13 protein-coding genes are annotated in these 15,650 nt (G+C 64.5%); 5 read left to right on the top strand and 8 right to left on the bottom strand.

Translation table 11 applies throughout. The features are described 5' to 3' along the window. Window position 1: 1 nt before the first annotated feature. The 4 genes from RT131_RS06040 to moaA are packed head-to-tail and all read right to left on the bottom strand — an operon-like array spanning window position 2 to window position 3,505. Window positions 2-262 (bottom strand): MoaD/ThiS family protein, encoded by a 261-nt coding sequence (locus RT131_RS06040; RefSeq protein WP_313171153.1) that lies wholly within the window; start codon window positions 260-262, stop codon window positions 2-4. Further along, window positions 259-1,521 carry a gephyrin-like molybdotransferase Glp gene (glp, locus tag RT131_RS06045; RefSeq protein ID WP_313171155.1) on the bottom strand — a complete coding sequence of 421 codons (1,263 nt, stop codon included), beginning with the start codon at window positions 1,519-1,521 and terminating at the stop codon, window positions 259-261. Before glp ends, RT131_RS06040 begins: the two co-directional genes overlap by 4 nt. Beyond that, on the bottom strand, window positions 1,518-2,516 hold the full coding sequence (moaCB, locus tag RT131_RS06050; RefSeq protein ID WP_313171157.1) for a bifunctional molybdenum cofactor biosynthesis protein MoaC/MoaB: 999 nt from the start codon (window positions 2,514-2,516) through the stop codon (window positions 1,518-1,520). The genes glp and moaCB overlap by 4 nt, the downstream gene beginning before the upstream one ends. Before the next feature lie 8 nt (window positions 2,517-2,524). Further along, complete coding sequence (moaA, locus tag RT131_RS06055) at window positions 2,525-3,505, bottom strand: GTP 3',8-cyclase MoaA (protein ID WP_313171159.1); 981 nt, start codon at window positions 3,503-3,505, stop codon at window positions 2,525-2,527. 195 nt (window positions 3,506-3,700) lie between these two features. Here moaA and RT131_RS06060 point away from each other — a divergent pair, with 195 nt between their 5' ends. After that, entirely contained in the window at window positions 3,701-4,105 is a 405-nt protein-coding gene (locus RT131_RS06060; protein WP_313171356.1) for a ribonucleotide reductase subunit alpha, read from the top strand. On the opposite strand, the gene RT131_RS06065 is transcribed toward RT131_RS06060, so the two are convergent. Further along, complete coding sequence (locus RT131_RS06065; protein WP_313171161.1) at window positions 4,102-4,428, bottom strand: hypothetical protein; 327 nt, start codon at window positions 4,426-4,428, stop codon at window positions 4,102-4,104. The genes RT131_RS06060 and RT131_RS06065 overlap by 4 nt on opposite strands. A 561-nt stretch (window positions 4,429-4,989) precedes the next feature. On the opposite strand from RT131_RS06065, the gene RT131_RS06070 reads away from it, so the two are divergent. Next, window positions 4,990-6,429, top strand: a complete 1,440-nt coding sequence (locus RT131_RS06070; RefSeq protein WP_313171163.1) for an aldehyde dehydrogenase family protein — start codon at window positions 4,990-4,992, stop codon at window positions 6,427-6,429. A 63-nt stretch (window positions 6,430-6,492) separates the two neighbouring features. Here RT131_RS06070 and RT131_RS06075 read toward each other — a convergent pair whose 3' ends face one another. Then, a complete protein-coding gene (locus tag RT131_RS06075; protein ID WP_313171165.1) occupies window positions 6,493-7,113 on the bottom strand; it encodes a TetR/AcrR family transcriptional regulator in 621 nt (206 codons plus the stop codon). Window positions 7,114-7,262: 149 nt separating this feature from the next. Here RT131_RS06075 and RT131_RS06080 point away from each other — a divergent pair, with 149 nt between their 5' ends. Then, window positions 7,263-8,108, top strand: a complete 846-nt coding sequence (locus RT131_RS06080; RefSeq protein ID WP_313171167.1) for a universal stress protein — start codon at window positions 7,263-7,265, stop codon at window positions 8,106-8,108. A gap of 443 nt (window positions 8,109-8,551) precedes the next feature. After that, entirely contained in the window at window positions 8,552-8,983 is a 432-nt protein-coding gene (locus tag RT131_RS06085) for a CBS domain-containing protein (RefSeq protein WP_313171168.1), read from the top strand. Window positions 8,984-9,039: 56 nt separating this feature from the next. On the opposite strand, the gene RT131_RS06090 is transcribed toward RT131_RS06085, so the two are convergent. Next, window positions 9,040-9,162 (bottom strand): hypothetical protein, encoded by a 123-nt coding sequence (locus tag RT131_RS06090; RefSeq protein WP_313171170.1) that lies wholly within the window; start codon window positions 9,160-9,162, stop codon window positions 9,040-9,042. A gap of 99 nt (window positions 9,163-9,261) precedes the next feature. After that, entirely contained in the window at window positions 9,262-10,536 is a 1,275-nt protein-coding gene (locus tag RT131_RS06095) for a glutamate carboxypeptidase (RefSeq protein ID WP_313171172.1), read from the bottom strand. Between the two features lie 615 nt (window positions 10,537-11,151). Between RT131_RS06095 and RT131_RS06100 the strand changes: the two genes are divergently transcribed. Next, window positions 11,152-15,648 (top strand): PAS domain S-box protein, encoded by a 4,497-nt coding sequence (locus RT131_RS06100; protein ID WP_313171173.1) that lies wholly within the window; start codon window positions 11,152-11,154, stop codon window positions 15,646-15,648. The last annotated feature ends 2 nt before the right edge of the window (window positions 15,649-15,650 follow it).

The raw sequence follows: 15,650 nt of genomic DNA on the forward strand, positions 1-15,650 counted from the left end.
TTCAGCCTCCACTCACTGGCGGCAGGATGGCAACGCGCCCGTCGCCGGGCAGCACATCGTTGTCGCGCAGAACGCGTTGTTCATCGGCAAATGCCGAGTAATCGACCAGGCCGGCACGGAACTGCGGGTAGCGCTGCTGCAGCAGCGCGCGCAGCGCCCTGCGCAGGTCGATGACTTGCCCGCCTTCAACCGGCACGCTGATCTCACGCTGCGGGTCCAGTTCCGAAAATGCACCAAACAGCTGCACGACTATCTCTTTCATGACATCTCCAACGGGCTGAGCTGCACCGGCTCGCGGTGGCCCCAGCCCTGTACGCGTACCAGACTGCCAGCCGTGGCCAGATCACCCTCGCCTTCCAGCACCACCCACGCATTGGCGCGCAGCATGGTCTTGAGGCGGAATGACTCCTGCCCGGCCAGCACACTCACTCGCAACTGCCCGCTGGCATCGGCCTGCACGCGTGCGCGCGCATGGAAACGCAGGCCCGGTGGCTTGCGCACGTCGGCCTGCAGCGGCAACTGCAATACCTTCTCTTCTGCGAGGCCAAGCATTTTTCGCAGCACCGGCTCGACGAAGAAGCGCAGGCCTACCGCAGCGGAGATCGGGTTGCCCGGCAGGCCAAAATACAGCGTGCCATCAGCCAGCCGCGCGAACAGCAGCGGCTTGCCCGGGCGAATGGCGACTTTATGGAAGATGATCTCGGCGCCACGCGCGCGCAGCGCATCGGGAATGAAATCGTAGCGCCCCTGCGATACCGCGCCGGTGCTCAGCACCACCTGCGCACCGGCGCCCAAGGCCGCGTCCAGCGCGGCGTCAAAGGCTGCCACGTCATCGCTGACCACGCCATTCCAGACCACATCAGCACCCGCAGCACGCAGGCGGCTGACCAGGAACGGGCGATTGCTGTCGCGGATCTGCCCGGATTGCAGTTCCGCAGTCGCATCGCTGACCAGTTCCTTGCCGGTGCTGATCACCGCAACCTGCGGTTGCTGCTGCACCTGCACGCTGGCAACGCCGAGTGCATGCAGCAAGGTCATCGCATTGACGTCCAGCAGCGCTCCCGCAGCCAGCACGGTTTCACCCTGTTCCACATCCTGGCCACGCAGTCGCACGTGCTGCCCGGGCTTCACTGTTGCCTGCAGACGCACCCGGGTGGGACGGCCTTCAACGGCCTCCAACACTTCCACCTGTTCAACCGGAACCACGCTGTCCAGGCCCGACGGCATGCGCGCGCCGGTCATGATCTCCCAGGCCTGCGCGGAATCGCCGTCTGCAGCGGCGGTATCGCCTGCGGCCTGCCAACCCTGCACCTGCAGCACACTGCCCGCCACCACCGGTTGCCCGTTCGCGCACAGCGCGAAGCCATCCATCGCGGCGTTGTCGAACGGCGGCAGGTCCTGCGCGCTGTTTACCGGTGCAGCCAGTATCCGGTCGGCGGCAGCAACGATCGCGACCTGTTCACTACGCGCTGCCGGTGCGGCTGCCAGCAACTGCTGCAGCGCCTGCGCATAACTGATCATGCGTGCGAGCCCCCATCCATCATCGCCAAGGCATGGCCGAGCACGGGGGTGAGGATGTTCATGCACTGTGCGGCGGCACGCGGACTGCCCGGCAGGGCGATGACCAGCAGATAGTCCAGTTGCACGACTTCGGCGCGGCTCAGCCAGGCCATCGGCGTGTGCTGGGCACTGAGTCCGCGCAGCATCTGTGCCAGTCCGGGCACCGGGCGCCCGCCCAAAGCCTGCAAGGCCTCGGGCGTCAGATCACGCGGGCCCAGGCCGGTACCGCCAGTGCACAGGCAAAGACGCACACCATCGGCAGCCAGCGCGCGCAGACGCGCGACCAGCGGTTCGATGCCGTCCGCCAATACTTCATTGCTGACCACGTCACCGCCCAGCGCTTGCAAACCCTGGACCAATACCGGCCCGGATTCGTCGACGTAATCGCCACGGCTTGCGCGGTCGCTGAGGGTGATCACCGCACAGCGCGCGGCCCCCAGAGTCTTGGGCGGGCGTGGCCGGAAACGTTCGAGCTCGCCGGCATCCATGCCCTGCGGGTGTGTCCACACGCCGCTCTTGCCGCCTTCCTTGAACAACAGGCGGATCCCACTGATCTCCAGCGCAGGCTCGACCGGCTTGCTCAGGTCATACAAGGTCAGCAGCGCCGCGTTGACGCCGGCCAGCGCTTCCATTTCCACGCCGGTGCGCGCTTCGCTGGCACACTCGCACCAGACCCGGATCGCCTGGCGTTCTGGCACCGGCGCGCAGTACACCCGCACCAGCTCCAACGGCAGCGGATGGCACATCGGCATCAATGCCGAGGCCATCTTGGCGCCCTGCAGGCCGGCGATCTCGGCCATCACCAGCGCATCGCCCTTGGGCAGGCGACGCTCGACGATCAACGGGTAGGCAACAGGCCCTGCAATCAGCTCACCTACCGCCACCGCGCGGCGACGGGTGATGCGTTTGTCGCGTACATCGGCCATGTGGAATGCCGCACTAATCTGCCCACTCATTGCGTGTTTCATCCTCCAATCGAGGCCAGGTGCGGGGTAAGCCCGGTCTGGCCGAAATGCAGTCCATGCCCGGCTGCCTTGAGCCCAAGCTGGGTGGTGATGCGCGCCAGCAGCGCGTCCTGGTCGTCGTCGGACTGCAACAGCGGGCGCAGCGCCACGCCGAAGTCTCCGAACAGGCACAGCCGCAGATCACCACGCGCGGTGATCCGCAGGCGGTTGCAGCCTTTGCAGAAATCCTTTGAATACGGCGCGATGATGCCGATGCTGCCGCGATAGTCAGGGTGGGTGAACTCGCGCGCCGGGCCGGCATCGGCACCGCGTTTGCGCTCACTCCAACCGGCCATCAACAGTTGCTCGATGACCACGTCGGCGCGCAGATGATGGCGCTCGAAATACTCGCGGTTGTCACCGGTGCGCATCAACTCGATGAAGCGCACGCTGATCGGCCGGTCGCGCAGGAATTCCATCCATGCCGGCAGCTCGTCATCGTTCAGCCCGCGCAGCAGCACTGCGTTGAGCTTGATCGACTGCAGGCCCAGTTCCTGCGCCAGGGCGATGCCCTCCATGATTTCAGGCAGGCGGTCGTGGCCAGTGATGGCGTGGAAGCGTTCACGCTGCAGGCTGTCCATGCTCACGTTCAGCGCGGTCAGGCCGGCGCGATGCCAGCCGGGCAGGTGCCGCGGCAGCAGGCAGCCATTGGTGGTGATGGCGACCTTGCGGATGCCCGGCACCTTCGCAACCGTGGCGATGATCTGGGTCAGGTCCTTGCGCAGGCTTGGCTCGCCGCCGGTCAGGCGGATCTTGTGCATGCCCAACGCGGCAAACGCACGCACCAGCCGCTCGATCTCATCCACCGCCAGGAACTGCGGCCGGCCATCGGCCTGGTAACCGTCGGGCAGGCAATAGCTGCAACGGAAGTTGCAGGCTTCGGTCAGCGACAGGCGCAGATAGGGAAAGCTGCGACCGAAGCCGTCGGTGAGTTGGCTCATGGCTGTTTCACCTCCTGACTCCACGTTTCCACGCTCGCCCGGCATGCCGGGATGCCCTCGCCTGTATTGAATGGCTGTCAGCGTACGTGGGCTATTGCGACGATGGCATGACTTAAATCAATCCGGACTCCCGCCAGACCTTCGGCAGCTGTGGCAGCATGAGCTCTCAACGGCTTCCTCCTTGTGAACACCACCATGATGCTGAGTGATTTCGACGACCTGTTGCGTGCCGCGCTTGAGCAGACCGAGCCACAACGCCTGTTGTTCGTATTCGTCAAAGCCGAACTGCCCGAATCCCCCACCGCCGATCAGCATGCCCGCCACAACAGCGGCGAAGGCGGCACCCTGAGCCCGGTGCTGTGCGTGGACAAGGCCCCGCAGGAAGTCGCCTCGTTTGCCGCACTTGCCGCGGAGTCTGCCAACACCGGCCTGGCCTGGGACCTGGTGTTCGTTGCTTCGCTGGACGGGCGTGCCGGCGTTGCTCCTTCCAGCGATGAAGCCGCGCAGCCGCTGCGGCTGATGGTCAACGCCATCAACGACGGCCAGATCAGCCGCTTCGCCGCATTCGACCGCGACGGCGCCCCCGTGCAGTTCTACTAGGTGGCCAACTGCAGAAGAAGGAAGAACACCACCAATACGGTATTCAGGCCCCAGGCCACAGTCAGGCCGCGCGCGGCCATGCCGTAATTGGGATTGCGTGCACTGGGGGCCGCCCGCCATACCGTCGGGATGATCCAACCGGTATAGAGCAGCAGCACCGCGAACAGACCAAGCAGCAGGGGCGTCCTGCCCTGCGCCAGCGCCCACAGCGCAGCGCCCCATAACAGGTTGCTGGGAATCACCCCCTGCAGCCAGAACACCCGCCACAGACGTGAGGGCGGCAGCTTGTCGCCCGGGGCAGTCATCGAACCTACAGCAGTCATGATCGGGACTCCTGAGTTGCGCAGCACTGTACCCGAGCTTGCACCTGTGGAGCGGGCGGGTCAAATCCGCTGACGTTCCACAGCTGTCAAGCGCACTGTCAGGCGCCTCGGCGATGTTGCCGCCGACGACGTCCGCCCCGCTGCGCTCCGACAGCCGACCTACCTTCCAGGTGCCCGGCACACGGATGCCGGTTACGCCGGCTGCCCAGGCCAGCGCTGCATCTGTCGCGACGTCGCGATAGCCCCGCATCAGCGCCCCATCTACGCCATCTAGTCCGAACAGTCGCGACAGATCGCGCGGGCTGGTTCGCCTTACCCTCGCTACCCATAAGCACCGACGGGGGTGCTGGCCGCAGACCGCTGCAGCCAAGCGCAGGCAGCGCAGGAATGAAAGCGCCGCCACAGGACAGCCGTGTGTCCCGCCGTGCAGGTTGCCACAGACACTCGCCGCCCGGCAGGTGCGCCGCCCGCCCTGGCAATAGCAGGCGCGGAAGGCCGCCGGCCTGCGCGTGCAGCCGCGAAAGACGAGCTTCCGCACCAACTAATGATGGAGATGAACCCATGTATGACCAGCACGAGCTGGAACGGGTATTGGCCCTGCAACGGGAAAGCTTTCTGCTGCAGGGCGATCCCAGCCTGCAGGAACGCAGCGCGCGTACCAGCCGGCTGGCGCTGGCGCTGCTGGAGAACATAGATGCCCTCAGCGACGCCCTTTGCGCGGACTATGGCTGGCGCGCGGCGGTGGTTTCCAAGGCTTTCGAAGGACTCAGCTGGGTACAGGATATCGAACAGTCATTGCACGAGCTTGCGCAATGGATGGCCCCGCGCGAAGTACCCGGGGGCTTTGTGCAGGCCAAGCCAAAGGGTGTTGTCGGAGTCATGGGTGCATGGAACTTCCCCTTGGCCTTGACCCTTCAGCCCGCCATGGCGGCGTTGGCTGCAGGTAATCGGGTGATGTTGAATTTCCCCGAGCAACACCCGCGTACCGGTGCCCTGCTGCGCGAAATAGTCTGCGCGCGCTTCGACGAGAGTGAAGTAGCGGTCTTCAATGGCGATATCGACACCGCGCGGCAGTTCTCCGCGCTGCGCCTGGATCACCTGTTCTTTACCGGTTCCCCGCAGGTAGGCGCCTTGGTGTCACAGGCGGCGGCAAAGAACCTGGTGCCGGTGACGCTGGAGCTGGGCGGCAAGAACCCCGTCGTGGTGGCGCGTGACGCCGACCTGCTGCTGGCGGCGACCCGTATCGTCTCGAGCCGCCTGCTGAATGGAGGCCAGGTCTGCCTCTGCCCCGACTATGTATTCATCCCCGATGAGAAGTTCGAGGAATTCGTTGGCCACCTCAAGGCCAGGATCCGCAGTATTGCAGGTGACTACCTGCACAACCCGGCGATCGTGCCCAGCGTCGATGCGCGCAACTATGCACGCGTACTGGCCCTGATCGACAACGCCGTCGCGCTGGGGGCACAGAAACTGGAGCCTCTGGCAGACACCCAGCTTCGTTATCTGCCCGACCCTGCTTCACGCCGGATCGCGCCTACCCTGTTGGTCGACGTGCCCGAGGCCGCCGAGGTCAACCACCATGAAATATTCGGCCCGGTACTGGTAGTGAAGCGTTATCTCGATGTGCAGCAGGCCATCGATTACATCGCACGTCATCCCGCCCCCCTCGCCGCCTATTGGTTTGGCGGCGACGGCGTCGATTTCCGCCACTTCCTGGACCATACGACCAGCGGCGGGGTAAGCCGCAACGATGGCTTCCTCCATGGCCTGCTGCCTGGAGTGCCGTTCGGTGGCATAGGCAACTCCGGCTCGGGGGCCTACCACGGCCGCGCTGGCTTCGACACCTTCACCCATTACCGCGCGGTCGCCAACGGCGCCGGCGAACAAGGTGTCGCCGACGGCTTCGTCAGTGGCGCGATGCTCGGCCCCGCCGCGTTGGCCGGGGTGGACCGCAGCATTGCCGCAGCCATCGCCGGATTCAGAAGGTCTGCTGGGTTCTGAGGCACGCCGCGTTTGCCAACCGCCAATGTCCGCTGGCGCACTCAACCGCGCAGTGCGGGTGACTCAATCCGCATCATCCAGAAGACAGCGCACCAGCTTCTCGACCAGCCGGCTCACCTGCTTGCGATCGATCTCGGCCCCCACCGCACTGCGCACCATCACACCGTTGAAGATGGCCGAAATCATGTTCATCCGCAGCTCGACCTCGGCCGCATGCATGCCCGCCGGCAACCCGACCCGGTTGGACAGCGCCATGAACTCGCCGGTCACCACCTTGTCGGACTGTCGCAGGATGCGCTGGATGGCCGGGTTGCGTGCGGCTTCGGCGGCCAACTCCAGTTGCAGTTCCAGATAGGCGGGGTCCAGGCAGCGATCGACCGAATCGGCGACCTGCCGCGTTACCCGGGTTGCCAGGCTGCCGCCGCTCTCGTCTTCCTGGAGCTTGCGCGCAAGCTCGGAGATGTTCTGCTCCTCGCGCTTGGCAATGGCCTCGACGATGGCTTCCTTGTTCTCGAAGTAGTGGTAGATGTGCCCCGGGCTCATCCCGGCCGCTTTCGAGATCTTGGCGATGCTGGTGCCGTGGAAGCCATTGCGGCGGAAGCAGGCACTGGCGGCATCCAGCACCTGCTGGCGGCGCGCCTCGCCTTTTTCCTGACCTGACGCAGCGCTGCTGCTCGCATTCATGAAGTGCACCTTGGGATGACGTGACCAGATTTGCGCATGACCGCAGCCAGGTTGTGTAGTACGATCATTCTAGTTAGAACAATCATTCTAATTCAGTTCGGCATCCGGACCCACGCCGGCCGTCGAGGCAAGCACAACGGAGCCTGTCCATGACCACCTTGCTGAAAGACATCGCGGTACTGTTCGACGCCAGCGAAGCCGGGCAACAGATCCTGGATACGGCAGCGCGGTTGGCCGGCGGCCATGCCGCACATCTGATCGGCATTACCGCCCTGGCCCAGCAGCCAGCCTCCCTGCAGGCAGGCTTTGCCAAGGGCGAGGCATTGCATGAGGTGATCGTCCGCCACCAGTCGGTGATGGCCGCGCGGGCGTTGCAGCTGGGGCAGCGCTTGAACGACACGCTGGGGCGCCATGCTGTCAGTGGCGAACTGCGGGTGATCTCACACGCCGAATCCAGCAGCGAGTCTTCGCTGCATGCCCTGTACTGCGACCTGCTGGTCGTGAGCCATCCGAACATCCCGGCCTCGCCGCTGACCTGGTCCGCTCCACAGATACTGCAGCAATCCGGCATCCCGATCCTGATCGTGCCGCGCGACTGGGGTGACAAACCCATTGGCAAGAACCTGCTGGTCGCATGGAATGGCAGCAGGCAGTCACGCCGCGCCATCGCCGATGCCATGCCGATGCTGGTCAATGCGGCCGAAGTCACCCTGTTGATCATCGACCCGGAACGCAAGGCCGACCTGCACGGCGACGAACCCGGCGCGGACATGGCCGCGTATCTCGCCCGCCACCAGGTCAAGGTCAACCTGCAACGGCTTTCCTCGTCGGGCACGCCGGTGGCGGATGTGATCGTCGCACAGGCAAAGGCGGCGCACTGCGACATGGTGGTGCTCGGTGCCTATAGCCGGCCCAAGTTGAGCGAGGTGCTGTTTGGCGGCGTGACCCGAACCCTGTTGAGCGAGGTGCCCGTACCGTTGTTCGTCTCCCAATAGCCCCACGTTTGCTTCCCCACACCAAGTAGCGTCTGCCACATGCATGCAAGTCTGTATGCCCAGCCACCGAATCTCCTGCTGACTCTCCTTCAGCAGGGATGCCTCCCGGTCTCTCCCCCGGCCGCGGAGTGCTGCAGTCCACGGACTGCGCGAATGTCGCGATGACATCCGCGCCGGGAGGCGGTAGAGCCCCGCCTCCCGGCTTTTCTTTACCGCAAGCGTCCGCTACCTGCCTGAGGACGGCCGTGTTCAGCGCCGGTTTTGGCGCAACTGAGATGCTGCAGATCAGCGTTGCATGCATGACGATCCATCCCATCCACGCAGGTAGCAACCAAGCTCCCGACTCCTAGAATCAAAGTGCCGAGATCATCGCGGCAGGGCTGCCGTCTCCGGGTCAGCCAGGCGAACCATTCCGTTTGAGTAACCTGCAACAGGAAACATCAATGAACGTCCGCGAACTCCTGCAGTCCAAGAAGCAAACCGTTGTCACCATCGATGCGGAAGACACCATCGGTGCCGCCGCGCACAAGATGAGCGCGCACAGGATCGCCGCACTCGTGGTGATGAAGGACGACGTACCGGTAAGCATCATTTCCGAAAAGGACATCGTACGCAGCGTGGCCGACGATGGCCCCCAGGCGGGACGCCGGGTCATTTCCAGCCTGCCGTCGACGGGCCTGGAAGGCATCGCCCCCGAGGCCAGCCTCAAGCAGGCGATGGCCTTGATGACGTACTCGCGCCACCGTCACCTGATGGTGACCGAAGATTCAAGACTGATCGGCATCCTCAGCCTGGGCGATATCGTCAAGAACCTGCTCAGTGAACTCGAACTTGAGAAGGCCGTGCTGCAGGACATCTACACTGCCGCGCACTGAACCGCGCATACGCTCAAACCGGGGCCCGCGTGGCTGAGACGCGCAGGCTCCACCCTTCACTTCGGCCGGATCGACAGCAGCGGCATGCCAGCGATTGCACCGCCACCTTCGCGACGCAGCGCGAACTGCTTGCGGTATCGCGGTTCAAACCCGCATTCAACGCGATCCTGCGTCGCCATCTGCAACGGCCACGCGCTGGAGAGAACCGCTGTTCTCCAGCGCTGTCGACCGTTGCCGGCGAGGCAACACACATGCCCCCAATCAGGGGGGGGCCGCGGTTATCGACGCTGCGCGCGCTTGGCCAACTCGATGAGCATCCGCGACGCCAGGTACAGGCGTGGCGGGATGGAATCAATCTCGATGTACTCATTGCGTGCGTGGTAACCCCAGCCTGCCAGGCCCAGGCCTTCCAATACCGCGGCATGGCCCGACCGCCCTGCGAAACCGGCATCGGTGCCGCCGTTGGTGGTGGGATGCATCAGCAACGTGCGGCCGTCGAGTTCGGCATAGATCTCCTGTGCCAGGTCCGCCAACTCACGACCACGTTCACCCGCCACGTAGATCGGCCGCAGGGGCTCCAGCGTCACCGTGGTGGTGGTATCCGGCACCGCGTGGCTTTCCTTGACCTTGGCCTGCAGTGCCGCCAGCAGATTGGCATTGCTGTCGGTCTGCGTGACACGTGCATCACCCCCCACTTCGGCGCGTTCCGGAATCTGGTTCCGCGCCGTGCCGGCATTTGCCGTGGTCCAGTTGAGCTGCGCACCCGGCACCCCGGTGGCGACGTCCTTGGTCTGGATGATCTGATGGGCCAACTCGACGAGTGCGTTGCGGCCCTGCTCCGGAGCCGCGCCCGCGTGTGCGGACAGACCCTGCACCGTCATCCGCACCTGCGAAGTGCCGGCGGCACTGAGCAGCACGCCTTCGCTCTCGATCACCGCCTTGGCCGGCGATGGCTCGAAGGACAACACCACGTCATGTTCGTCGGCCAGCTTGGCAATGGTTTCGCCTGAGCCCGGCGAGCCGATCTCTTCGTCTGGATTGAACAACACCGTGACCGTCGCGTAATCATTCCAGCCGCGCGCCTTGAGCAGGGCCAGTGAGTGCAGGATGACCGCGATCCCGCCCTTGTCGTCGGCAATACCTGGCCCGTACAGCAGATTGCCCTTCTGCTGGAAGGGCTCCTTTTCCAGGATGCCGCGGTCATAGACCGTATCGGCATGCGCGATCAGCATGACCTTCAGCTTGCCGTTGCCGCTGAAGGTACCGCGGACCAGATCCGGTCCCCCGGCAGCCGACGCAACCCGCTCCACCTTCGCATCCAGCGCGCTCAGCCGCTTGTCCAGATAGGCCATCAGCTTGCCAACGCCCTCGTGGTCGGTCGAACCCGATTCCACCGTCACCAGATCGCGCAGTGTCTCGATCACCGCCGGTTGTTGCGCCATGGCCGCGGACCGCAGCTGTGCATCGAGCTGCGCCGCTTGCACCTGTGCCTGCGGCCCCATGACACCTGCCAGCAACATGCCGCTGAAAATCGCCGTACGTAGAACGCTCATGCATCACTCCTGTGGCAACGATTCGACGCGATGATAACCGCCGCAATCGGCGGTTCACCCCACTGCGCACTTGCAGGCTGGTGCTCGGACAGCGTCCCGGCCGGTCGCGGCTCCCGGGCAATCGCGCCCCAACGCCGCCCTGATCCGCATTGCCAGCGCACGCCGCCACAAAGTGCCAGCGCCCAGGACGGCTCAGCTTCGCGCAAGTCAGCAAGGTTCCGGCCCGGAGCTTGCCGTTTGCACGATGAAGGCTGCGGGTCTGCATCCAGACCCGACCTGGACAGGCTTGGTCTCGCTGCCCACGGAACGTAAGAGCCCACCATGGAATGCCTGCACCGGGCTCCTGATCCGTCCTCGACACCCTTCACCCGAAACACGTCCGGCCGAACCGATCGGCCTTCCTCCCGCGGCCGGCCAGCCATGGCCGACGGCCCCGCCCGCCGTCAGCCGGCTTCCCGTCGCTGGAAGACCTTCGCATCGCATCGGCCGCGGCCTTGGAGGTTCCCGACCGCATCTCTTGAGGCCGGTTGCGGACTGTCATAGAGTGCGCGCAGCGTGCTTGCCGTGCCCTTGGCGTCAGAAGGGCCACTGTCTTGGAGACATGTGGGGGAGTACATGGAAGAGGGAGATGCCTACGAAGCTTCCACCCGGCGATCGCTGGACCGCCGGTGGCTTGCGTTCGGCCTGGGCCTGTTGGGCATTGCACTGGCCGTACTTGTTGGCATCACGCAGCATCGCGACAACCAACAACACCAGCGCATCCGCTTCGACCAGGTTGCCAATGCAGCTACCACTACGCTGCAGACACAGCTGACGATGTTCGACCAAGGGCTGCGTGGCGCCAGGGGAGCGATCATTGCCGCCGGCCCACAGCTGGACCGCGACCGTTTCCGCGCCTATAGCGCATCGCGTGACTATGCACGTGAGTTCCCGGGCATTCGCGGCTACGGATACATCCAGCGCGTCGCCGCGGAGGACCACGACGAATTCATCGAGGCCGCGCGCAGCGACGGCATGCCGGATTTCCAGGTGCATACGCTGGCGCCCAACGATGGCGAGCGCTTCGTCATTCGCTACATGGAGCCGATGACCAACAACGAGGCCGCCCTCGGACTGGACATTGCTTCCGAACCGGTGCGGCGTGCGGCGGCGGAATACGCCGCGCGCAGTGGCCAGGCCTCGTTCACACCACCCATTACCTTGGTGCAGGAAGCTGGCCTGAAGCGGCACGGCTTCTTGCTGCTGCTGCCAATCTACGCCTCCCACACACCTCCGCCCACCGCTGAAGAACGATGGATGGAAACGCGTGGTTGGGTGGTCGCGCCGCTGACGATCGATGCCGTGCTTGATCGGCTGGAGCATGAGGAACGTTCCTACGCGATTGCACTCACCGATGTAGGCGAAGACGCCAGCAGTGGCCCCTTCTACACCAGCCCCGATTTCGACTCCCTGGATCCCGCCGCGCCGCAGTCGGAACGCCACATGAGCATCTATGGCCGCAACTGGCGCGTGCAACTCAAGGCGCGCCCGACCTTCGTCCCAGGTCTGGGGTTGCCTACGCCGTGGCTGGTCTCGCTGGTGGTCGCCGGGCTGGGCTTGCTGAGCGTCGCGGTCTGGTATCTGGTGACTACCGCACGCGTGCGACGGCGTGCGGCGTTCCTGGATCACGCACAGCTGCTGGCACTGGTGTCAGGCTCAAGCGAGACCATCATCGCCTGCAACCCTGTTGGCCGTATCACCTTGTGGAATGCGGCTGCGGAGAAAACCCTCGGTTACGCAGCGAGCGAAGCGCTCGGCCGCCGCATCGACAGCATGCTCGTTGACGAGGCCGGCACCCCCGCTTTCGATGATCTGTCCACCGACATCATCGGCGAACCGCACCAGCTGCGCCGCAAGGATCACGGACTGGTCGATGTGCTCGCCAGCCTCTCGGTGATCCGCGACCCCGCCGGTCATATGCAGGGCGCATCATTTTTCCTGCATGACATCTCCCACCATCTGCGTGCCGAGGAGCAGTTCAGGCGCGTGGTGGAGGCTTCGCCCAGTGCGATCCTGATGGTCAATGAAGCCGGCAGCATCCAACTGGCCAATGCGAAGGCCGAAGAACTCTTCGGCTACCCGCGGGAAGAACTACTGGGCAAGACCATGGATCGCCTCCTGCCATTGGAGACGCGTGGCCACCACGCCGGCTACATCGAACGCTACTTCCAACAGCCCCAGGCGCGCCCGATGGGCGCCGGCCGCGATCTCTACGGGCTGCGGCGCGATGGTGCGCGCGTACCGGTGGAAATAGGCCTGAACCCGATAAACACCGCGGAAGGACGTTTCGCGCTCGCCTTCATCATCGACATCACTGAACGCAAACGGCATGAGGAAGGCATCATGCGCCTCAATGCCACCCTCGAGCAGCAGGTACTGGATCGGACCGCGCAGATACGCACCTACTCCTCCCGCCTGGGCGCCATCCTGCAACATGCCGGCTACGCCATCATCGTCACCGACCTGCGGGGCCGGATCACGCTTTTCAATCCCGCGGCGGAGCGCATGCTGGGCTATGACGCCAATGAGATCACCGCCAGCGATACCAATGCCGATCGACTGCACGACGGAGAAGAGCTGCGCTCGCGCGCGTCCGCGTTGTCGACGCAGCACCACAACAACGTCGGTGCATCCTTTGCGCAGATTGCCGCCCTCACTACCTGCAAGGGCAGCGACATCGCCGAATGGACGTATGTATGCGCCGACGGAGAGCGCCTTCCCGTCGCGCTGAATGTAAGCACCCTGCAGGACGATCAGGGAGAGGCATCCGGCTACCTGGTAATGGCCTCGGACCTCACCGAGCAGAAGCAGCGTGATTCGGCACTGCACCATGCCATCACCGCCGCCGAACAGGCCAATCGCTCCAAGAGCGACTTCCTGGCAAACATGAGCCATGAAATCCGCACGCCCATGAATGCCATCCTGGGCATGCTCTACCTGTTGGACCGCGCTGACCTGCCTGCTTCCGCGCAGGACATGACCCGCAAGATCAATGTGGCGGCACGGTCGTTGCTGAGCATCATCAACGATGTGCTGGATTTCTCGAAGATAGAGGCCGGGCGGATCGAAGTGGAGCACGCTCCCTTTGATCTGGCCGAGGTGCTCGACAACGTCGCCACCCTCATGGCCTCGGCAGTGGATACGCGTGCGGTGGAAATGCTGGTTTCGCCGACACCGGAAGGTGCGCGCTACCTGCGCGGCGATGCCCTGCGCCTGGGCCAGGTACTGGTGAACCTGGTCAGCAATGCCATCAAATTCACCGAGCGCGGTGAGGTAGGGTTGCACGTCGCTCGCCAGCCCTGCGCGGATGAGCGCAAGATCCGCCTGCGCTTCTCCGTCTTCGATACCGGAATGGGTATCCCGCAGGAGAAGCAATCCATGGTCTTCTCCCCGTTCTCGCAGGTCGACTCATCGACCACACGACGTTTCGGCGGCACCGGCCTGGGCTTGAGCATCTGCCGGAAGCTGGTGGCATTGATGGGAGGCACGCTGGAGGTAGAGAGCAGCCCTGGCCAAGGCAGCACGTTCTTCTTCACCCTCGACTTTCCGCTGGCCAGCGCGCCTGGCGAAAAGCTGCCCATACAGGGCCCGTGGCATGTACTGGTCGCGGATGACCATGATCTGGCGCGCGAGCACCTGAATACACTCATCCGCGGCTTCGGCTGGACAACCGAGGAAGTCGAATCCGGCCTGCAGGCCGTCGAGCGTGTCACCACGTCCACCGCCAGGCATTGTGATGTCGTCCTGATGGATTGGCAGATGCTGGGAATGGACGGGCTTGCCGCCGCCGCGGACATCCGCCGCCGGGTACAGACCGCACAGCAACCCATCATCATCATGGTCACGGCTTTCGAGCGGAAGCTGGTTGACGACGAGGCCAACCGGGCCGCGGTTGATGCCGTGCTGACCAAGCCGGTCACCGCATCCGTGCTCTACAACGCCATCAACGAAACGCTGGCCCTGCGAAATCCTGCGTTGCGCACGCGAAGCAGCGCCGTGCCCTCGAGCCGCCGACTGGAGGGCTGTCGTCTCCTCGTGGTCGACGATAGCGAGATCAACCGGGAGGTTGCACAACGCATCCTGGAAGACGAAGGCGCCGTCGTGGAGCAGGCCTGCGACGGTCGCGCAGCCCTGGACCTGCTGCGCGACAAACCCGATCGTTGCGATGCCGTGTTGATGGATGTGCAGATGCCGGTGATGGACGGCTACGAAGCTACCCGCCATATCCGGGCATCACCCGAGCTCCGGGCATTGCCAGTCATCGCACTTACCGCAGGGGCGTTCAGAACGCAGCAGGATGCGGCGTTGACGGCAGGCATGAATGCCTTCGTCGCAAAGCCATTCGAAGTGCCCGACCTGGTTGCGGCCATCCTCCGGTGCACGCGTGCTGCGTCGGAACCACGCCCGTCACAACCGGATCTGCTGCAAACACATTCAGAGCATGCGGTTACATCAGCGCTTGAGTTGAGCAGCATGCCGCTGCTCGACGTCGACAAAGGGCTGGCCTACTGGCGGGAGGACGGCCCTTACAAGCGGAACCTCGCGCTGTTCGCGAGGCGCTACGAACGTGCGGTGGAGGGAGTCCAAGCCAGCCTGGCCCGGCATGACACACCACAGGCACGCGCCGACCTGCACCGCATGCGCGGTGCAGCTGCATCGCTTGCGTTGTCGCGCCTGGTTGCCGCCTGCGCCGACGTCGAGGAATGCCTGGCACTGGAATTGGACGCCGCCGACGCGCTCCGGCGAATGGCATCCGTGCTTGAGGGAACATTGGCAAGCCTGCATCACTACTCGCAGGCCGATGAAGGCGATCAGCGCCCTGCCACTGCCCCTCCATATGCCGATCCGATCAATGCGCTTGAAGAATTGCTCGCCGCCTTGGACAGCGCCAGCCCGGAGGCAATTGAGCATGCCCTCCACCGCCTGCCGGCCGGGCTACCTGACGATGTCCGGCGCCGCATCGTGCTGTGTATCGAGGAGTTTGATTACCGCACGGCCGAACATGAGGCCCGCGCCTTGTTGGAGAGCCTCAACACCCATTCCCCCCCTGTCCAATCATCAACCCAGGATTGACG

Source organism: Stenotrophomonas sp., from assembly GCF_032066555.1.
GTDB lineage: Bacteria > Pseudomonadota > Gammaproteobacteria > Xanthomonadales > Xanthomonadaceae > Stenotrophomonas.